Below are 20,267 nucleotides of genomic sequence, written 5' to 3'. Positions count from 1 at the left end.
TTACTAATAATGAACACAAAATACTGTCAGATAAGGTGACTGTCGAATGAATCCGATACTGATTGAGTTTCCAACTGAATTTTATACTGAAAGATTGCTAATTAGAATTCCAAAGCCTGGGGATGGAAAAGCAGTTTATAATGCTATACAAAATTCAATTAACGAACTTAAACCTTGGATGCCATTTGTTCATAGCGAACAATCAGAAGAACAGTGCGAGGTTAATACAAGAAATGCTTATACGGAGTTTATAAGTCGTAACGATTTGAGACTACATATTTTTATTAAAGAAACTGGGGAATTTATTGGATCTTCAGGACTTCATCGTATTAATTGGGATATACCAAAGTTCGAAATAGGTTATTGGATTGATACTCGATATAGTGGCAAAGGATACATAACTGAAGCTGTACAAGGAATTTCTAATTTTGCATTTGGTGAGTTAAAAGCACGAAGGGTAGAAATACGTTGTGATTCAAAAAACAAAAAGAGTCGGAGGATTCCTGAAAAGTTGGGTTATATATTGGAAGGTATATTAAAAAATGATGACGTTGCAGTCGATGGAAATGGACTTAGAGATACATGCATTTATGCCAAAGTAAGGTAATTTGGGAACAGGGTGTTAGGTTGATACGTCACCCCTCTTTTAAACAAAATTTAACCTTTATTGAATCAGGTCTTAAATAAAGGCATGTATCATGAAGTATGAGGTGAAATTAATGGGATATGTGATACAGACAAACAATTTGGTCAAACAGTTTGGCGACGAGGCGGCTGTGGATGCTATCAGCATGGCTATACCAGAAGGGGAAGTCTACGGTTTTCTTGGTCCGAACGGGGCTGGTAAAACAACCACCATCCGGATGCTGTTGGGACTGGTGAAACCAACATCCGGGTCGATTCACATTTTTAACCGTAATTTAAAAAAAGAGAGGATTGCTATTTTAAAACAAGTCGGGTCACTTGTTGAAAATCCATCGTATTACCCGCATCTGACTGCGAAGGAAAACCTTGAGGCTATCCGGAAAGTTTATCGTGCTCCCAAGACTCGGATCGGCGAAGTGCTGGAGATTGTCCGTTTAAGTGATGTGGCCGATAAAAAGGTAAAGGAGTTTTCTCTTGGGATGAAGCAGCGTCTCGGGATTGCCATTGCGCTGCTGCACGAGCCAAAGCTTTTGATTCTTGATGAGCCGACAAATGGACTGGATCCTTCAGGCATCATTGAAATCCGTAATCTGATTAAACGCCTGCCCTCCGAGTTTGGAATGACGGTGTTAATATCAAGTCATCTGCTATCTGAGATTGATCAGATTGCAACATCTGTCGGTATTATTTCGGATGGGAAGATAATCTTTCAGGATTCCATTGATGCCTTGCGTGAGCATGCTCAAGAGAATATTATCCTGCGCGTGCATGACGGCATAAAGGCAAGCCAGGCACTTGAGGGTTGGGGCATCAAAGCAGAGAGCAAAGACGGACTTCTTTATTTGCATGAACACTCGGACGAATACGTGGCACAGGTTATTCGTGCGCTTGTCGAGGAAGGGATTGCGGTATATCGCGTAGAAGAGCAAAAACGTTCACTCGAGGACATTTTTCTCCAAATGACAAAGAGGAATGCCATATGATTGGCCAGCTGCTGCGATCAGACTTTCTGAAAATAAGACGGAAAGGACTGTGGCTTCTGACGTTAGTGGGTCCATTAGGGGTAGTCGCGCTGCAAATGGTAAATTACGGCTTGAGAAAGGAATACCTGCTCCAGCAAAGTGACGATAACTGGAGCTACTATCTGGCAAATGTGAACATGTTCACTCCGCTTGCGCTAGTGCTGGGTATCGTTATTTTATCATCGCTGATGGCCAGCATTGAAAATGAAACAAGCGCGTGGAAACAGTTGATTGCCATGCCTGTACCTAAAATGACGATTTATCTATCAAAGTTTTCTGTGCTTGCGATTCTGTTATTCGTGGCATCACTTCTGCTGACGCTATTTACACTTGGTTATGGAATTTACCTTAATTTAGGTGAACAGATTCCATATCTCGATGTGCTCACATATGGGTTTTATCCATTTTTTGCAGCCTTGCCAGTGCTGGCTGTTCATCTGTGGCTGGCAATGGTAAGCCGGAATCAGGGTGTACCTGTTACTGCAGGTGTGATTGGCGTCATATTGACCTACATGGCCTATAATTTACCGGACTGGCTGATTTGGAAGTGGCCGGCATTAATGAATGGCTGGGCGGAACCGCTCATGATTGTTTGGCTTGGGATTAGCTGTGGGCTTCTTTTATATCTGGCCGGTATGATTGATTTTGTCCGAAGGGATGTGACCTGATATGTTTTTATCCGTCGTACAGTCAGAGTGGTTTAAATTCCGAAAATCTGGAATGCTGCCTGTATTGTTTGTCGGTCCGGCAATCGGTCTGATGATCGGTCTAATGACAAATATCACTGGGATGGAAGCAGATGTGAATGCGTGGTACCTGCTGCTGCAGTTCATGATCCTGCCATATGCACTGTTGTTTCTTCCCCTTATGACAGGAGTGCTGGCCGGCCTGATCTGCCGGTATGAGCATCAGGCAGGTGGCTGGAAGCAATTTCTGTCATTGCCGGTTACTAGAGGAAGTGTTTTCTTTACGAAATATCTCCTGCTGATTGCATCCGTTTTCATTATTCAGATGCTTTTCCTCGGAGCGGTTTATATGGCTGGCGTCATGAAAGGAATTGCTGATCCGTTCCCAATGATGATCATCTGGAAAAGTGTACTGGGGGGCTGGGTTGCCACGTTTCCACTTGTGGCCCTGCAATTATGGATGTCGACGGTTTGGAAAAGCTTTGCTGCTCCGTTTGCAGTCAATGTTATTTTCACGCTGCCTTCGATATTGGCGGTGAATTCTGAACAGTTCGGTCCGTATTATCCCTGGGGGCAGCCATTCCTGATGATGTATGCTGGCAGGGCGTCGGACAGTGTCTTTTATGTGCCGTGGGATCAAGTGCTGACGGTTGTAGGCGGCAGTCTGCTGGTGTTTTTCGCTGCAGGTTTGGTTTATTTTCAACGAAAAGAAGTGTAAAAAACAGTTAAAATGTTCTATTTAACTATGGCATATGTCTGGTAAAATAGAATTTGTACAAGAAGGCTTACGGGGTGGTGGCTCACTCCCTTTAAGAAGGGGGGTGGTGCGGTATAACAGTATTTGAGACGCTGGTGCTGATGATTTCGTTCGGAACACTGGTGGCGATGATACTGTCTGACCAAAACAAATAACCACCCTATGAGCCTGGCGAGCATGTAGGGTGATGTTGAAGGATCACAAAGCATGTGAGCCGCCCCTTGAAGGGCTATTGTACACGGCCGCTGGTGTTCGCACTGGCGGCCGCTTTCTTTATCTATAGTATAACGGATAACGGCAATAATGAACATAGCTTAAGGGAAGAAATATTTTAAAAAATTAATAGAACAATTGTTCCTGGTGGCGTTATATGATATACTCTTTATAGTGTTTACACCCTCAGTCATGCCACTTCATTCCCCCCAAAAGGATGTGCTAAAATGAAATTAGCCACTATCGTACGTGAACAAACAGAAACCTCCGAGTATACCAATCATGATTTGCTGTTCAAAGATCTCATTCAGACATTTTTCAAAGAATTCATCGCTGTATTTTTCCCGGATGTTCACAGACATATTGATTATCATCACACGACATTGCTGTCTGAAGAAGTGCATACGGATTTGCATCAAGGTGACACCCGGAGACTTGACATCGTTGTTGAAACTAAACTAAAGGGCGAGGATTCCGTTATCATCATCCATGTCGAACCGCAAAGCTATGTGCAGCGGAACTTCCATGAGCGGATGTTTCATTATTATAGCTTGCTGTATAATAAGTACCGCAAGCCTATTGTGCCAATTGCTGTTTTCAGTTATGACGAAACACGTGATGAGCAGGATACATTCACAATCGCGTTTCCTTTCTTTCATGTCCTGACGTTTAACTTTTTGAAACTGGAACTCAGGAAAAAGAATTGGCGTAATTACATCCAATCAAATAACCCTGCTGCTGCAGCATTGCTCAGCAAAATGGGATATTCTAGTGATGAACGGATTGAGGTTAAAAAGGAATTTCTGCGGATGTTAGTGAGAATGCAGTTGAACCCAGCTAAGGAATATTTGATATACGGTTTTTTCGAAAGTTACTTAAAATTGAATGAAAAGGAGGAAAAAGAATTGCACGAAGAGATTGGCAAAATGGATGACGGTGAAAAGGTTATGGAACTTACGATTTCCTATGAGGAGAAAGGGAAAAAAGAAGGAAAAAAAGAGGGACGAATTGAAGGCGAGCAAGCAGCAAAGCAAGAAATTGCTGCTGAAATGTTAAGGAAAGGGTTCTCGGTTGATGTTGTCGCCGATCTGACACACCTTGAAAAAGATGAAATTGAAAAGTTAAAGAAAACAATCTAGCCCGATAATGAGCACTGATGGAGAAAAAGTATAAGAAGGATACTAACGATTATCTGCTGACAATTAGCCGCCTGATATTCGTGTGCTTGCTGGCAGCCGCAGCTATTATCGGAGGAAGGCTTGGCTTATTTGGCTAATAAGGAATTTTTACAAACGGAAACTCACATACTATGAAACTGGTAAACAACTGCCAACAGGATTTTAGATTCGGAGGGTACGAAATATGCAATCATCGAAAATCGGTATTGATGCTGGCGGAACCCTTATAAAAGTGGCGTACACAGAAAATGAAAGCGCTGGCTATCGGTCGTTCCGGTCTCGTGACATGGATGAAGCCGCAGCGTGGATAGAAAATGATTTTGATCATCCGTCTATATGTATAACTGGCGGAAAAAGTAAGGTATTGGCGAGTAAGCTTCACACCTCGGCCATGACTGTTGTAGAATTTGACGCCACAATGAAGGGCATCGATTTTTTGGCGCATGAGCAAGAACGTACACTTGGGGACGGTTATTTGTTTGTGAATGTCGGAACTGGGACATCCATTCATTATGTTATTGACGGCAGACAGGAGCGGGTCGGCGGTTCCGGTATCGGCGGCGGGACACTGCTTGGGCTGGCGTATTTATTAACCGGCATGCGAGACTATGACACGATTGTACAGACTGCTGGTGACGGTGACAGAGGACAGGTTGATTTGAAAGTCCGTGATATTTTTGAAGGGGCACTGCCGCCTATTTCCGGTGACTTAACTGCCAGTAATTTTGGGAAAACAGAAATGATGCCGGGACGGACGCCAGCGAATGCTGACATACTTGCCTCCCTTATCGGTCTGATCGGTGAGGTGGTTGTAACGGTCAGTACAAATATGGCAGCACACAATAATGCTGATGCTATTGTTTATATCGGTTCCTCACTTCGATCTAATCCGCTGTTGCAGGAAACGATAGAAACGTATACGAAATTAGCTGGGAAAACGCCAATATTTTTGGACAATGGTGCATATAGTGGTGCTGTTGGTGCATTGTTATCCCTTGATGAAAAATAGGGAAAGTGCGTTTGAAGAGCAGCTGTCATTAGAAAGGATGCAATTGCGAAAGGATAATGCAGTATGACACTGAATGGTAGTGGCTTAGCGATCACGGTTTATGTTGTTTTCCTGCTGGCTTCACTAGCGGTCGGCTATCTGTATGGCTGGAAAACGATCAAAATGACCGGCTTGTTTGGCTCACAGGTTTTTGTTGCAAGTGTGATTCATTTTCTTCTTGGAGCGTTTGGTATCTTCGGCTGGTTTTTCTATTCTTTTGGCATCAATGAGGCACTCTTTCTGGGCGGATTAGTATTAGGAGCTGTCTTGCTTGCAGTCAGCGAGGCTGCTTTAATCATAACACTGTTTGTACAGCGGGATAAGCTGTTGGAAACAGACAATAATCCGATTAGCTATACCGCCTCTGAGCAAGAATAAACAATGGGAATTCTGAGCAGTTGAAAAATGTTGTTTCTTTGGTCAGGTGTCCTTTTTGAAGAAGAGAACTGCTATTAAACAATACACCAGCCTGATTCATGGTGTACGTACTTACAAATGGTTAAAGGGAGGGAAGTGTATCATCTCCGTTTAGCGGGGAATACTCTGAGCAAAAACGGAAAAACGCAGATCCCAAAGGAGCGGAATAGGATGCGCGGTGTTATTCTGATGATTTTGACTTGCTCATTATTGGCTGGCTGTGGATCTGGAGCAGCGGAGGATGGAAAAATGACTGGAGAGAATAGTAACAAGAAAGGCGCCGAACTTTCATTTGAAACGGTTACTGCTGATGAGGCACCGGATTTAGTGCAGCAGTGGATTCGTGAACATAAGTCAGAATCGGCACAAAAAGTTTTCCATGCGGAAGGGAAGACATACGTCATCATCATGCTTGGGCAAAAGCCGACCGGCGGATACGATGTTGCGATTGAACAGGTGAAGTCAGTCAGTATGGCTAAACCCGGTACTGAAGCGGAAACGGGGCAGGTTGCTGTCAGGTATCATGTAACAGAACCGGGCAAAGACAGCTTCAGTACACAAGCGCTCACCTATCCGATGGCGATTGCCGAGCTGGACGGCAAACGGGATGAGACCTTCCAGTTTATAAATGAGGTTGAGCCGGAAGAATTGACGGCAGATGGATAAAGAATGCTTCCTCTGGCTTTTTAAAAAGACAGGAAAATAACTGGACATAAACCGTTTTTTAACAAATATATGCTATAATGAAAGTGCTTTGCTCATAGGGGAGGGGTGATTATGGAAGAAACATTAAAACAGATTTTACGTGAGATGCAAGAACTGCGAACGGGATTGGGTGAAGTACGCACGGAAGTAGGAGAACTCCGGACAGGCTTGAACGAAGTACGCACGGAAGTAGGAGAACTCCGGACAGGCTTGAACGAAGTACGCACGGAAGTCGGGGAACTCCGGACAGGCTTGAACGGAGTACGCACGGAAGTCGGGGAACTGCGTACAGGTCTGAGTGAAGTACGCACAGAGGTAGGAGAGTTACGCACGGGACAGAATGAATTGCGCACAGGCCAGAGTGAACTACGAACGGAAGTAGGAGAGCTTCGTACAGGTTTGGATGACGTGCGCAGTGATGTATCAGAACTGAAACAGGGGCAGAAGAGACTGGAGGATGGCCAAGAACGGCTGCAAAAGAATTTGGTTGCCAGCTTGGGGGAATATACAGAAACCATTGTCACCCATTTTGATACCAGAACAGATGTATTGAATCAGCGGGTATTTAAAGTTGAATCAGAAATGAAGAGTTTAAACAGACAGAAATGAATAAATCGTTACTGTCTTTTTTTTGTTTCATAATCGAGGCCAATAAAGTGAAATACCTCACCTTTATGGATAAATTTTCACGTTTCGATGCATCCTAGAATATAGAGTCTTTTAAAAAGGTGAGGATGCAGAGATGAACATAGCAGATGTTATGACAGTGATTGGATTTGTCTTGGTGACTGCCATCATCGTCGTCTTATTGATTATTGGTATCTATATATTTTTTGTGGACCGTACGCAGAGGCAGCATCCAGTCCTCCGCAATTATCCGATTGTCGGAAGGGCACGCTACTTCTTTGAAAAAATCGGTCCCGAACTGCGGCAGTATTTTTTCAATAATGATCGCGAAGGCAAGCCGATTTCACGTGAAGAGTTCCAGCATATTGTCAAAAAAGCGAAGTACAAGCGGGATGTGGAAGGATTTGGATCGCAACGGAATTTCGAGGAAGCGGGCTACTATATCCGAAATTCCATGTTTCCGAAGCTGACCGAGGAAATTAAGATGGACAGGGATACCAAACAGAAAACAAATCGATATTTGCTTGTGAAAGATCCGTTGTTTACGCAGAGGGAGGAACATCTTGAGGAAGAGGAATCGCCTGCGTATTTGCTTGATGAAAAGGATACGATTGTGGTCGGCGAGAATTGCAAATACCCGTTCAGGGCGCGCGGGCCAATTGGCATGTCGGCCATGAGCTATGGTTCGCTGGGTGACCGGGCTATTACGGCTTTATCGGAAGGACTGGGTATCGCTAAGGGCACATGGATGAATACTGGCGAGGGTGGTCTGTCTGATTATCATTTGAAAGGCGGCGCCGACATAATTATGCAGATAGGGCCAGGCATGTTTGGCGTCCGGGATCGTGAAGGTAATTTCAACTGGGATGAATTATTGGAAAAAAGCAAGATTCCACAGGTGAAAGCATTTGAAGTGAAACTTGCCCAGGGTGCGAAGACGCGCGGCGGGCACGTGGATGCTGAAAAAGTAACCGAAGAAATTGCCAGAATCCGTATGGTGGAGCCGTATAAGTCTATTGACAGTCCGAACCGTTTTCCTGAGTTCGGTGATCTGCCGTCGCTGTTTGATTTTATTGAGCGTATCCGTGAACATACGGGAAAGCCAGTCGGGATGAAAATCGTGGTTGGCAGTCATTTTGAAGCGGAGGAATTGGCAAAAGAAATGCGGGATTCAGGCAAGGGACCTGACTTCATTACGATTGATGGTGGGGAAGGTGGAACAGGTGCCTCGTATCAGGAGCTAACAGATAGTGTTGGGCTTCCGATTAAGTCAGCACTTCCCCTTGTCGATAACGCTCTAAAGAAACATGGCGTCCGTGATCGGGTGAAAATCATCGCATCCGGCAAACTATTCTCACCGGATAAAGTAGCAATTGCACTAGCCATGGGTGCTGACCTTGTCAACATTGCCCGCGCATTCATGATCACTGTCGGATGTATCCAGACATTAAAATGTGCATCTAACATATGTCCGGTTGGTGTTGCGACAACGGATCCGGATTTACAGAAGGCGCTTGTTGTTGATGAAAAAAAATACCGCACAGCGAATTACGTCATCACGATGCGGAAAGGCCTGTTCCGTGTTGCTGCGGCAGCAGGGCTTGACTCGCCTATCCATTTTAAACGGGAACATGTGATATACAAAGATGAAAAAGGGAAAACGTGGTCGCTTGATGATATTTATCAGTCCATGATTCAGCCTGGAGGGGAAGGATCCATGAACGCCTAAGTAGGTACCGTGCCGGCAATGGCCGCATGGAATAAACGGAGTGGAATTGCTGATAAGTGAGGCGAAACTGCTGAACTGTCGGAAAGCGCCGATGGATGGTAAAATCGCTGATCTGGCTTTGCAAAGATAAAACTGCTGATGTGTTTGCATCAGTGGTTTTTTGTTTGAACAGATGTAAGACTAATAAAGGAATATGTGAGCGGGAATGAACATGAGACTATAAAAATAGGCCGGATTCATAAAAATATTAGGCAGGTGATGCGGGTATGCCGTTGTTGCTGGTGATGGTTGGCGGCTTTTTTGGTGCGGTAGCGAGGTATTCATTTGGTGAGTGGATTGGAACGGTCGGATTTCCGGTGGCTACACTGCTGGTCAATTTAGCCGGCTGTCTTTTTCTTGGTTGGTTTCTGACATTCAGCAGCCGGAGGGCCGGACGCTGGCATAAAGTGTCGCTGCTGGCCGGGACGGGTTTTACTGGATCATTCACCACATTCTCTACCTTTTCTGTGGACTTAATAGAGCTAATTAGGGATGGTGCTGTGCTGCAAGGTGTTTTCTATAGTGTCATCAGTATCATTGGTGGCCTTTTTTTGGCATATATAGGATATAGGTGTGCAGCCTTTCAGACCAGGCTAAAGGGGGAAGGCTAATGCTGTGGCTGGTTGGCTTGGGCGGTTCCCTCGGTGCCGGTACAAGATATTGGCTTGGTCGTGTGCTGGCAAATAAAAACTCGGGTCATTTCCCTGTTGGCACATGGCTTGTCAATGTTGCTGGTTCCTTTTTGCTTGGGGTGCTTTTTGACTTGCATTTGAATGGGAGCATTGGAGAATGGCTGTGGCTGTTTGCTGGTGCTGGCTTTTGCGGTGCTTTTACAACTTTTTCCACATTCGGGTATGAGACACTACAGTTGCTGGTAGCTAGTAGGGTGAATGTAGCGATTTTTTATGTTGTGGCGTCTGTCCTTTCCGGAGCTGGCGCGGCAGTTTTTGGGTTCTGGTTATAGTTTTGGATTTGCTGCCGGAACGGATAGAAAACGTTTGAATTTGGAATTTCCATCTGAAAGACATGCCTGATTAGCAATAACTATTGTCGCAAGGAGTTTTTGCATGGGTGTTGCCGAGCCAAAAGTCGCGCGAAAATCGAGAAAGTCGCGCGAGCCGAACCAAAAGTCGCGCAAAAATCGAGAAAGTCGCGCGGGCCGAGCCAAAAGTCGCGCGAAAATCGGAAAAGTCGCGCGGGCCGAACCAAAAGTCGCGCGAAAATCGGAAAAGTCGCGCGGGCCGAGCCAAAAGTCGCGCGAAAATCAGGAAAGTCGCGCGAGTCGAGCCAAAAGTCACGCGAAAATCAGGAAAGTCGCGCGAGCCGAACCAAAAGTCGCGCGAAAATCGGGAAAGTCGCGCGGGCCGAACCAAAAGTCGCGCGAAAATCAGGAAAGTCGCGCGGGCCGAACCAAAAGTCGCGCGAAAATCGAGAAAGTCGTGCGAGCCGAGCCAAAAGTCGCGCGAAAATCGAGAAAGTCGCGCGGGCCGGCCAAAACTCGCGCGACAACAGGGCCATTCCTACCGACGCATCGAAGCCGCCCCGCATCCCATAAAGAAAGCGACTGCCATAATAGCAGTCGCTTTTCCTTGTTAGTTGCCGGCGTTTTGGTAGCCGGTGTTGGCTTTGACTTTGACTTCGGCGTACCGTTTGGCGTCGCCTTTGCTCTTGGACAACACGGTGCCGAGGTAGCCGCCAAGGAATCCGATTGGTACAGAAACGAGCGCCGGATTGGTTAGCGGGAAGATTGGCTCCCCGACAAACAGTGCCGCACCTTCAACCGGTGAGAAGACACTAGGGCTTATCGAAACGAGAATCAGTGCCGAGAACAGGCCTGACAGAATTGCAGTGACGGCGCCTGTTGTATTGAATCTTTTCCAGTAGACCGTATACAGAATGACTGGCAAGTTGGCGCTTGCGGCGATACAGAAGGCAAGCGAGACCAGAAATGCCACATTCAGATACTGTGCAAACAGTGCCAGCACAATTGACATGATGGAGACGGCCAGTGCTGCATAGCGGGCAGCGAGCATTTGTTTTTGTTCAGAAGCCTTCCCTTTCTTAATAATCTGCCCGTATAAGTCGTGGGCAAATGCCGATGCGCCAGATAAAACCAGCCCGGCGACAACAGCGAGAATGGTCGCAAATGCAACCGCTGATATAAACGAAAATAGGATTTCCCCGCCAATTGCCTCTGCCAGAAGCGGTGCGGCCATGTTTCCGCCCGGATTGGCTGCAAGGATTTTTGTTTCTCCGACAAAGGCAGCTGCGCCAAAACCGAGAAACAGCGTCAGTACGTAAAAGATACCAATCGTCCAGGTTGCTGTAATGACGGAGCTTCGTGCGGTTTTCGCATCTTTAACGGTGAAAAAGCGCATCAGGATATGCGGCAAGCCGGATGTTCCGAGGACCAGCGCAAGCATCAGGGAAATCGTGCCCAGTGGTTCGGTATACTTTAACCCTGGTTTCAAGTAGTCGGCCCCATGGCTTGTGACCGTTTTGACTTCACTGAACATCGCTCCGATATTAAAGTTAAATTCCAGCAGGACTAAAAATGAGACAATAATCATGCCGGCCATCAGCAGAACAGCTTTGACAATCTGCACCCAGCTTGTGGCAATCATACCGCCGAACAATACGTAGATCGTCATCATGACACCAACAATCAGAACAGCAATCCAATAAGGGATGTCAAATAAAAGCTGAATCAGCGCTCCGGCCCCAACCAGCTGAGCGATCATGTAGAAGAAAACAATCGTGATGGTGCTGAGTGCCGCGGCCCCCCGCACCTTTTTGGCATCGAACCGCGCATTGATCATATCAGCCAATGTAAATTTTCCAAGATTCCTTAACGGCTCTGCCACCAGGAATAGAACAACCAGATAGGCAATTAAAAAGCCAATACTGTAGAAGAAGCCGTCGAAGCCATACAGTGCAATGGATCCGGCAATTCCAAGGAAAGAAGCTGCCGATAAGTAGTCACCGGATATAGCAATGCCGTTCTGAAAACCAGTCAGCCCACCCCCGGCTGTATAAAAATCCCCTGTCGTCTGTGTTCGTTTGGAGGCCCAGAAAGTAATAATCAGCGTCAGAATGACAATCGCTAGAAAAAGAATGATGACAGTTGGACTCATGACGGATCCCCTCCATTCTTAATCTGTTTGTCAATAATCTGGTTCGCCTGCTCATCAAACGAGGCGGCCTTTTTTACGTATACTGTGCATAGCACCCACGTCATGATAAATTGCGCAAAAGCAAACAGCCAAACCCAGGAAATATCCCCAAAGGCCGGTGTGTTCAAAAAATTTGTATAGGACGTCAGTGTAGGAAGCAAAAAGTAAAAAATAAGAAAAAAGATGGTCAGTGGTACGATGAACTTTTTCCGGTCATGCATTAACTTTTGAAATGATTCACTTTGCTCCACCTTCACAAAATCAACGTTTTTACCGGAGTAATCGTCCGTTTGGTATTCGGTTGCGTTACTCATTAGAACCCTCCCTTTCTTTCCATGAAAAACTGGCCTGTGCCTCATCATAATCCGGCATATTCACGTCCGCCTTGACTGGTGTGAGTGAATCAATCACATCGATACCCCCTTATCATAGTAATCATGTCTCCCGTTTGATGGACTGCCTGCCGACTGTCCCATTTGAAATCCATCACCCCCACAGTATTGAAAGCGCTTACGTCCAAGTATAATAGATACGTGCGGTAATGGAAGCAGATTTTGTATCAATTGCCGCTATTGTTGTTTGAATTGTCTTAATGTTTGGGTAAACAGTTATTGTTTAAATGTTTCCAGCAAAACCTTTCTTGCTGAGCGGCTTACCGGCAGTGTTGTGTGGTCTTTATCTTTTAGGGTTATATTGTAGGCGCCATTGAACCACGGCGTGATTTCGCGGATATGGTTCAAGTTGACCAGGTAGCTCCGGTGTGTCCGGAAAAATGGCAGGCCGTGCAGTTTTTCCTCCAGTTCCTGCAGTGTCATCCGGCTTTCGATTATTTCTTCTTTTGTGTGGATTTCCAGCATTCGTTTCGACGGTACCGCGTAATAGATGGAATCGGGCGGCAGTACGACCATCCGCTCCCCGTCATCGACGAGCAGTTTGGAGGCCGGGGATTCATGCTGGGACAAGGTGGGGTTGTCCTTTTCCGTCCCAGCCTGTGCCAATTGCTTCCTTATTCGCTTCATCGTCTTTTGAAACCGGCTGTCCTCATATGGCTTCAGCAAATAATCGACAGCTTCCAATTCGAACGCATCAAGGGCATAATCATCATACGCGGTCGTGAATACAAACAACGGCATCCGGTGATAGGCAAGTGCTGCAATCTTCCCGGCTGCCTCTACTCCGGTCAGGCCAGGCATTTGTACGTCCAAAAAAATGACGTCCGGTTCATGCTCGATATACAGTTCAACCAATTGCTCGCCTGTTTCCGCACTGGGGCAGACCATTACGTGAGGCTCTTTTTTCAACAGGTAAATTAATTCCTCCCGTGCCAGTTGTTCATCTTCGGCTATCATTGCATGAATCAGCTCCATACGAACATTCTCCTTTCGTGTCACTCGTTATACGGAATGGTAAACGTCACTTCACTTCCTCGCCCGGGCAAATTGCAGATGTTCAGGTGTGCGGACTCCCCAAGCAGACTGACAAGACGCTGATTCACATTGAAAAGTCCCGCGCCGCTTTGCTGCTGATCTGTCGATTTTGCAATGCCCCCCTTTGCCAGCCAATGTTCGTCAAAACCACACCCATTGTCACGAACGGCAATCCGGATACAGCTGTCTTTCTTTTCCATAACCACGTTGACTTCACCCCCGTCCGTTACATTTTTTAACCCGTGCTGGATGCTGTTTTCGACCAATGGCTGGATAGTCGACGGCGGGATCAGTGCCTGTGATCCGCCGACCGGTTCGATAACGTTAATATGGAGCCGATTGGAGAAACGGGTCTGGATGATGGCCATATATGCTTTGACGTGCTGCACTTCTTTTTCCAAATGGACAAGGGATGATGAAACCAGGCCGATGTTAAACCGCATGTAATGGGCAAGGCTGACGGTCATCTGCCGGGCTTTTTCCGGATCTTTCCGAAACAGTGCGGCAATCATATGCAGTGTATTGAACAGGAAATGTGGGTTGATCTGGGCCTGGAGGTTCCGCAGCTCAGCATCACGTATGTGCGATTTCAGTTTTTCCGCTGCGATACTGTGCAGCTGGTTGGAAATTAACTGTCCAAGCCCTTGTGCGAGCATCAGTTCCACCGGACGGATGTGCTGTGCTTTCCGAAAGTAAAACTTAATCAGGCCCGGTGACTCGCTTGTGTCCATGAACGGAATAATAATGGCTGATTCAAAAGGGCATTTGGCATGTGGGCACTGGATGTCAGAACGGGAATAGGCTACCTTCATCTGTCCGGACTGGATTGCATCATCAGATAATGGCGTAATGACCGGACTTCCTTGCTGATGATGATCAGCACCCATCCCGCGGTGCGCGAGAATTTCCCGTTCATTGGTAACGGAGACAGCAGCCAGCTCCAGCCGGTCATAAAGCAAATTTGCAATCCCAGCTGCCATCTCCCGGGCGGAATCTTTTTTTAAAAAAGGGAGTGCCTCCTCTGCAATGGTGAACGCTTTCCTTGCTGCCAATGCCGCCTCATTTTCTTGCTCACGAAGGGCCATCCCAATCATCGTGGTAAAAATAGCAATGGCAATGCTGTTCGATAACACCAGCGGCAGGCCTACTGTATTCACCATGGCAATCATAGAACTTGATTCCGGTTCGGCGATGAGCAGCAAATGCATGTGCAGAACCGGAGGAAATACACCGATGAACAGCGCCTTTAATGGGGAAATAACCCGCTCATTGGAAAAAAAGCGCGCGGTCCATCCGGCAAGAAATCCGGTAATCGGGTTGACGAGACTGTTTGCTATAAAGCCTATGCCGCCCAGATAAAAAAGATGTCCACCGGCAATGACGCCCGCTCCGAGGCCAACGACGGGGCCACCGAGCAGCCCGGCAATCACAATCGCAACCAGGCTGGAGCTGACAATGAGCTGATCATCGGAAACAGACCAGACCAACATCCTGGAAGCAATCTCGCCATCCTCCAGGACAACACCTGTAATTGTGCCGGCAACACCGAAAAGGCCAAACATGCCAGCGTGGACGAGCGTCATTTTTTTGCCGAATTCACGGTCGAGCAGAGACCGGAACCCGGGGATGCGCGTCAGCACAAATGCGAGCACCAGCAATAAGCCCAGACGTTCAAACAGAATCATGGTCAGGTACTTCATGAGGCATCCTCCTTCACGTCCACTCCTGTCTGTGCTTTTATATAAAACCGTTGGAATCCCTTGCTGCTGTAGTCATTTTGGGTCAGAAGCGAACCAAGCACAGCGCCCAAAAATCCAATCGGAATCGCAATAATGCCCGGGTTGGATAGTGGTAAAAACGGTTCATGGGGGATCCAGCCGCCATCCGGGTTCATAATGTGCGGACCCGTCACCAGCAGTGTGAGAGATGCAGCCAGCCCGCATACCATGCCGATAATTGCCCCTGCCTCGTTAAAACGTTTCCAGTAAATGGTGAACAAAAGTACCGGTAAATTGCTTGATGCGGCAACAATGAACGTTAGTGAAACAAGAAAAGTAACATTAATATGCTGCAGTCCGAGCGCAAATAAGGTAGAGACGAGCCCAACAACAAATGCGGTGCCCTGTGCAGCACGCAATTGTTTTCTTTCAGTGGTCTGCCCCTTTTTGACAATATGGTAGTAAACATCATGGGAAAAAGCAGTGGTTGCTGAGATAACCAGCCCAGCTACCACGGCAACAATCGTTGTAAACGCAATTGCCGCAATGAACGCCATCAAAAAGTCACCACCCAATTCGCCTGCCAAGAGCGGGGCGGCCAAGTTTCCGGTCGGGTCTATAAGAATGAGTTCGTGGTAACCGACAAGGGCCACTGCACCAAGACCAAGTACAAGTGCAATAATGTAAAACACACCAATAATCCAGCTGGCAGTTAACAGCGACCGCCGTACCTCCCGAGCATTCCGGACGGTAAACAGCCGAATCAGAATATGCGGCAGCCCTGCTGTTCCCAGGATTAACGCGAGATGTAAGGATAGACTTTCCAGTGGGTGATCATATAAATTACCTGGCTGAAAAAATTGCTCCCCAAGCGGTGTCCCCGGTTTGACGTTGGAAATTAACTCTTGGATGCTCCAGCCGAAACGCGAAAACACAATGAGCGCCAGCAGGAATGTGCCGGACATAAGCACAACCGTTTTTACAATCTGCACCCACGACGTTGCAAACATACCACCAAACACAACATATACCGTCATCAAACTTCCGATAACCAGAACAGAGGTTGTATAATTTATATCGAGCAATAGCCGAATCAGAAGTCCCGCTGCAACCAGCTGCGGAATCATATAGAGAATGGAAATAAGCAGTGCACTAATCGCCATCATCCAGCGCATGCGAACACTCGGGAAGCGCGAACAGACGACATCCCCAAGCGAATAATTGCCCAGATGATGTACAGGCTCCGCGATGAAAAATAAGACGATTAAATAGGAAACAAGAAATCCAATCGCATATAAAAATCCATCAAACCCACTGATCGCAATCGTGCCGATAATCCCTAAAAAAGATGCCGCACTGATGTAATCTCCGGCAATCGCCATCCCGTTCTGAATACCGGTCAGGCTTCCGGCCGCAACATAAAACTGGTTCGTGGTTTTGCTCTGTTTCGCCGCCCAATACGTAATAATCAGCGTACAGACAATAATGCACAAGAAAAACAGGAAATAAGTAAGGTTCAAACTGTCACCTTCCTTGTGGAGCATTTAGATATTGGATTGTGTGTTGGGCCGGTTGGAATCGAACGAGCAGAAGGGTGAATCGAGCGAGAACACCCCCAAATCGAGCGAGAGCCGCCTCAAATCGAGCGAGAGCCGTCTCAACTCGAGCGAGAACAGCCGCAACTCGAGCGAGAACAGCCGCAACTCGAGCGAGAGCCGTCTCAACTCGAGCGAGAACAGCCGCAACTCGAGCGAGAACAGCCGCAACTCGAGCGAGAGCAGCCGCAACTCGAGCGAGAACAGCCGCAACTCGAGCGAGAACAGCCGCAACTCGAGCGAGAACAGCCGCAACTCGAGCGAGAACAGCCGCAACTCGAGCGAGAGCAGCCGCAACTCGAGCGAGAACAGCCACAACTCGAGCGAGAACAGCCGCAACTCGAGCGAGAGCAGCCGCAACTCGAGCGAGAACAGCCGCAACTCGAGCGAGAGCAGCCGTAACTCGAGCGAGAACAGCCGCAACTCGAGCGAGAGCAGCCGCAACTCGAGCGAGAGCAGCCGCAACTCGAGCGAGAACCGCCTCAAATCGAGCGAGAGCCGTCTCAAATCGAGCGAGAGCCGTTTCAAATCGAGCGGCCCGGGCCAAAAGTCGCGCGAAAACCGGGAAAGTCGCGCGCTCCCACAAAAGACCTGCACGAACTCCTTGCATAAAATATTTAAAAAATTATAAATTGTCTTGTTATAAATCCTACCTTAATTACTGTGGTCCGTAAAGATTTCTACTCGAAATTCAATTTGCTAGTTTTTCGGATTACGATATAGGTAATAGAATAGTTGTCTCCGATCATTCCGAAGCAGTGGGGAGGTGGTTCTTTCATGGAAGAATCAATGGTTGTTGGGCTGATTCCAGCTCCCGAATTACCGGCAGATATGGCTGAACGATTGGCGGATGAGCTGCCGCAAGCATTTTCGGATAATATTAACCGTGCGATTGAGTGGAAGATTCGGCTGTATTATGACCCGCTCACGGGAGCAGCCGAGAATATCGATAAAAATATGCAACGGGCTGCAGCCATTAAACAGAAGGAAAACTGGGATTATACGGTTTGTCTGACCGACTTGCCAATGTTTTCCCAAAAAGATATTGTGCTGGGTGACGTGAATGAGGACACCGGGGTTGCACAAGTATCCATACCGGCATTTGGATTCTTTCCGCTTTATAAACGTGTGAAAAAGGCAATTATCCAAATGGTAAGTGAACTGTATTATAAAGTGAACGGCTATCCGGAGAGCACGAACGAAGGGACTGCAGCTTCGAATGAAGGCCATCTGCTGAAGCGGCGGTTTTATTTTTCTCCGATTCGCAAAGCATCCCACCCAAACGACAAGGTGAAGGCGGATGTTCTGTTTGTGCTCAGGCCCCGGATATATGGGCGGACAAGACTCCTATTGGGAATGGCGTATGCTAACAAACCCTTGTCGATCATTCCTGCGTTTAAAAATGTTGTTGCCGTTGCGTTTGCGACCGGGGCATACGGTTTGATTTTCCCAACCCTGTGGAAGCTGAGTGTGGCATATGGATCAATACGGTTTGTCGTGCTGATGCTGGCTGCTATCTTCGGCATGATTATCTGGGTGATTGTTGCCCATAATCTATGGGAAAAACCGAGTTACAAAAGTGAACGGAAGTTGCGTATGCTGTATAATGCCGCGACTGTTATGACGCTAGGGGTGTCGGTTGCCGTCTATTACTGTATGCTCTATATTCTTTTCTTTGCGGCAGTTGCCTTTTTTGTACCGCCGGATTTATATGCCTCTGTTACCGGGCTGGAAGAACAAGTGAGTTTCCGGCACTATTTGCAGCTGGCCTGGCTGGTCACCTCCGTGGCAACAGTGGCAGGCGCTATCGGCTCTGGTCTGGAGAATGACTCAATGGTTCGGAACATCACGTATGGCTACCGGCAGCAACAGCGGTACGAGCAAATGGAGTATTATGGCGACGATGTAGAAGACTAAGTGCCCCTTTGAAAATAAACATGAAGAAGCGGTCGGGCGCGGCGAACCAATGCCATCCCCGGCCGTTTTTTTATGTATAAGTCTTCCACTCATGCCCGCCCAGCTAGCAGGTGTGACAAAATTAGGCATTGCGGCATAGGCTACCACGGAGTGTTTGATTATATGAAGGAGGTTCATGTTCGATATGCCAGAATCACAGAAAATCAATTGGCTGCAGCAGCTGAATGACTGGGCGGAGCGGTGTGAGGAATCGATTATTTCATTTAAACAGAATGAGGGTTTTACATCAGATGTAAAGGCGGACATAGATGGCTGGTTGGGCGAATTCAGCCAGCTGCGGGAACGGGCGAATAGTTATCGATCCCAGCTTGACCGGGATGAAACGCAAGATGATGAGATGGAAGATGTTGATTCGCTGCAGGCGGAAGCTGAATCGTTAAGGGAGCAATTCACTGAATTTACCCGCGGGATTCAGACTGTCGGAAACGCAATAGAGGAAGCGGCAGACGGCAATGTGGAAATCGAACGAGACTCATCAGATACCGATGTGGAGGCGGAATACGACGAATGGGAAGCAGGCGAGGAAGAGGAGCTGGACGATGACGACCGGAAAGCATCCCAGACCGTGCCAATCGGCCAGCATAAACTCCCGCCGCTGCCATATGATTACAATGCACTTGAGCCGCACATTAGTGAAGAAATTATGAGGCTGCACCATGATAAACATCATAAAGGCTATGTGGAAGGCCTTAACAAAGCCGAAAAAGAAATGGAAAAAGCCAGAAAGCGTGGTGACTTCTCCCTAATCAGGCACTGGGAAAACGAAGCGGCCTTTAATGGTGCCGGACACTATCTTCACACCATTTTCTGGCATAATATGTGCCCGAATGGCGGGGGAAAACCAGATGGCACCATTGCCAAAGAAATCAAACGCACATTCGGAAGCTTTGACAAGTTTAAAGAGCACTTCTCCCATGCTGCTGAAAAAGTTCAGTCGGTTGGCTGGGCCATGCTTGTCTGGTCACCTCGATCACACCGGACAGAAATACTGCAGGCCGAAAAACATCAAAATCTGTCTCAGCAGGATATCATTCCATTATTAGTGCTGGATGTGTGGGAGCATGCCTATTATTTGCAATATCAGACGAACCGCAAAGACTATATTGACGCGTGGTGGAACGTCGTGAATTGGGATGACGTCAATCAGCGGTTCCAGCAGGCACAGTATGTTCAGTGGACGCCGTATTAATACATGCTGATAGGTTGATCGGTGCCAAAGGAGAGGGTATCCTCTCCTTTTTATTATGCACAGGAGTGGGTTAAAAATTTCCCATGTGTCAAAAATACTTATATATACAGTAATACAACCTG

Annotated in this window: 22 protein-coding genes; 15 read left to right on the top strand and 7 right to left on the bottom strand. The window is 47.2% G+C overall.

Annotated elements, in window-relative coordinates; all coding sequences use genetic code 11:
- Positions 1-46 precede the first annotated feature (46 nt).
- The 13 genes from ACFSUO_RS15855 to crcB (ACFSUO_RS15795) all read left to right on the top strand — a co-directional run bounded on the left by ACFSUO_RS15855 (position 47) and on the right by crcB (ACFSUO_RS15795) (position 10,030).
- Positions 47-607 (top strand): GNAT family N-acetyltransferase, encoded by a 561-nt coding sequence (locus tag ACFSUO_RS15855; protein ID WP_382395876.1) that lies wholly within the window; start codon positions 47-49, stop codon positions 605-607.
- A 112-nt stretch (positions 608-719) separates the two neighbouring features.
- On the top strand, positions 720-1,628 hold the full coding sequence (locus ACFSUO_RS15850) for an ABC transporter ATP-binding protein (RefSeq protein ID WP_382395874.1): 909 nt from the start codon (positions 720-722) through the stop codon (positions 1,626-1,628).
- The gene (locus ACFSUO_RS15845) at positions 1,625-2,335 is read left to right on the top strand and encodes an ABC transporter permease (RefSeq protein ID WP_382395872.1); all 711 of its coding nucleotides are present in this window, start codon (positions 1,625-1,627) and stop codon (positions 2,333-2,335) included. Before ACFSUO_RS15850 ends, ACFSUO_RS15845 begins: the two co-directional genes overlap by 4 nt.
- 1 nt (position 2,336) lies before the next feature.
- Complete coding sequence (locus ACFSUO_RS15840) at positions 2,337-3,071, top strand: ABC transporter permease (RefSeq protein ID WP_382395870.1); 735 nt, start codon at positions 2,337-2,339, stop codon at positions 3,069-3,071.
- 113 nt (positions 3,072-3,184) lie between these two features.
- Positions 3,185-3,265 carry a putative holin-like toxin gene (locus ACFSUO_RS15835; protein ID WP_382395916.1) on the top strand — a complete coding sequence of 27 codons (81 nt, stop codon included), beginning with the start codon at positions 3,185-3,187 and terminating at the stop codon, positions 3,263-3,265.
- Between the two features lie 285 nt (positions 3,266-3,550).
- Positions 3,551-4,462 (top strand): Rpn family recombination-promoting nuclease/putative transposase, encoded by a 912-nt coding sequence (locus ACFSUO_RS15830; protein ID WP_382395868.1) that lies wholly within the window; start codon positions 3,551-3,553, stop codon positions 4,460-4,462.
- Between the two features lie 223 nt (positions 4,463-4,685).
- Positions 4,686-5,510, top strand: a complete 825-nt coding sequence (coaW, locus tag ACFSUO_RS15825; protein WP_382395866.1) for a type II pantothenate kinase — start codon at positions 4,686-4,688, stop codon at positions 5,508-5,510.
- 63 nt (positions 5,511-5,573) lie between these two features.
- Positions 5,574-5,927 carry a hypothetical protein gene (locus ACFSUO_RS15820; RefSeq protein WP_382395864.1) on the top strand — a complete coding sequence of 118 codons (354 nt, stop codon included), beginning with the start codon at positions 5,574-5,576 and terminating at the stop codon, positions 5,925-5,927.
- Positions 5,928-6,137: 210 nt separating this feature from the next.
- Entirely contained in the window at positions 6,138-6,632 is a 495-nt protein-coding gene (locus ACFSUO_RS15815; protein ID WP_382395862.1) for a protease complex subunit PrcB family protein, read from the top strand.
- Between the two features lie 111 nt (positions 6,633-6,743).
- Complete coding sequence (locus tag ACFSUO_RS15810; RefSeq protein ID WP_382395860.1) at positions 6,744-7,280, top strand: hypothetical protein; 537 nt, start codon at positions 6,744-6,746, stop codon at positions 7,278-7,280.
- A 133-nt stretch (positions 7,281-7,413) separates the two neighbouring features.
- Positions 7,414-9,027 (top strand): FMN-binding glutamate synthase family protein, encoded by a 1,614-nt coding sequence (locus tag ACFSUO_RS15805; RefSeq protein ID WP_382395858.1) that lies wholly within the window; start codon positions 7,414-7,416, stop codon positions 9,025-9,027.
- A gap of 266 nt (positions 9,028-9,293) precedes the next feature.
- Entirely contained in the window at positions 9,294-9,677 is a 384-nt protein-coding gene (crcB, locus tag ACFSUO_RS15800; protein ID WP_382395856.1) for a fluoride efflux transporter CrcB, read from the top strand.
- Complete coding sequence (crcB, locus tag ACFSUO_RS15795; protein ID WP_382395854.1) at positions 9,677-10,030, top strand: fluoride efflux transporter CrcB; 354 nt, start codon at positions 9,677-9,679, stop codon at positions 10,028-10,030. Before crcB (ACFSUO_RS15800) ends, crcB (ACFSUO_RS15795) begins: the two co-directional genes overlap by 1 nt.
- A 70-nt stretch (positions 10,031-10,100) precedes the next feature.
- Here crcB (ACFSUO_RS15795) and ACFSUO_RS15790 read toward each other — a convergent pair whose 3' ends face one another.
- The 7 genes from ACFSUO_RS15790 to ACFSUO_RS15760 form a co-directional block, all read right to left on the bottom strand.
- Positions 10,101-10,439, bottom strand: a complete 339-nt coding sequence (locus ACFSUO_RS15790) for a hypothetical protein (protein ID WP_382395852.1) — start codon at positions 10,437-10,439, stop codon at positions 10,101-10,103.
- 219 nt (positions 10,440-10,658) lie between these two features.
- Complete coding sequence (locus ACFSUO_RS15785) at positions 10,659-12,200, bottom strand: solute symporter family protein (protein ID WP_382395850.1); 1,542 nt, start codon at positions 12,198-12,200, stop codon at positions 10,659-10,661.
- Complete coding sequence (locus ACFSUO_RS15780) at positions 12,197-12,553, bottom strand: DUF485 domain-containing protein (RefSeq protein WP_382395848.1); 357 nt, start codon at positions 12,551-12,553, stop codon at positions 12,197-12,199. Before ACFSUO_RS15780 ends, ACFSUO_RS15785 begins: the two co-directional genes overlap by 4 nt.
- Positions 12,554-12,847: 294 nt before the next feature.
- Positions 12,848-13,606 carry a LytR/AlgR family response regulator transcription factor gene (locus ACFSUO_RS15775; protein WP_382395846.1) on the bottom strand — a complete coding sequence of 253 codons (759 nt, stop codon included), beginning with the start codon at positions 13,604-13,606 and terminating at the stop codon, positions 12,848-12,850.
- Between the two features lie 20 nt (positions 13,607-13,626).
- A complete protein-coding gene (locus ACFSUO_RS15770) occupies positions 13,627-15,366 on the bottom strand; it encodes a LytS/YhcK type 5TM receptor domain-containing protein (protein ID WP_382395844.1) in 1,740 nt (579 codons plus the stop codon).
- On the bottom strand, positions 15,363-16,904 hold the full coding sequence (locus ACFSUO_RS15765; RefSeq protein WP_382395842.1) for a solute symporter family protein: 1,542 nt from the start codon (positions 16,902-16,904) through the stop codon (positions 15,363-15,365). Before ACFSUO_RS15765 ends, ACFSUO_RS15770 begins: the two co-directional genes overlap by 4 nt.
- A 24-nt stretch (positions 16,905-16,928) precedes the next feature.
- The gene (locus ACFSUO_RS15760; protein WP_382395840.1) at positions 16,929-17,507 is read right to left on the bottom strand and encodes a hypothetical protein; all 579 of its coding nucleotides are present in this window, start codon (positions 17,505-17,507) and stop codon (positions 16,929-16,931) included.
- 249 nt (positions 17,508-17,756) lie between these two features.
- Between ACFSUO_RS15760 and ACFSUO_RS15755 the strand changes: the two genes are divergently transcribed.
- Complete coding sequence (locus tag ACFSUO_RS15755; protein WP_382395838.1) at positions 17,757-18,896, top strand: hypothetical protein; 1,140 nt, start codon at positions 17,757-17,759, stop codon at positions 18,894-18,896.
- Between the two features lie 184 nt (positions 18,897-19,080).
- The gene (locus ACFSUO_RS15750) at positions 19,081-20,145 is read left to right on the top strand and encodes a superoxide dismutase (RefSeq protein WP_382395836.1); all 1,065 of its coding nucleotides are present in this window, start codon (positions 19,081-19,083) and stop codon (positions 20,143-20,145) included.
- Positions 20,146-20,267: the final 122 nt, after the last annotated feature.

This window comes from Lentibacillus juripiscarius (assembly GCF_042685205.1).
GTDB classification, from domain to species: domain Bacteria; phylum Bacillota; class Bacilli; order Bacillales; family Amphibacillaceae; genus Lentibacillus; species Lentibacillus juripiscarius.
Note: the sequence above shows the minus strand (reverse complement) of the source record. Positions and strands in the feature narration are given on the sequence as shown.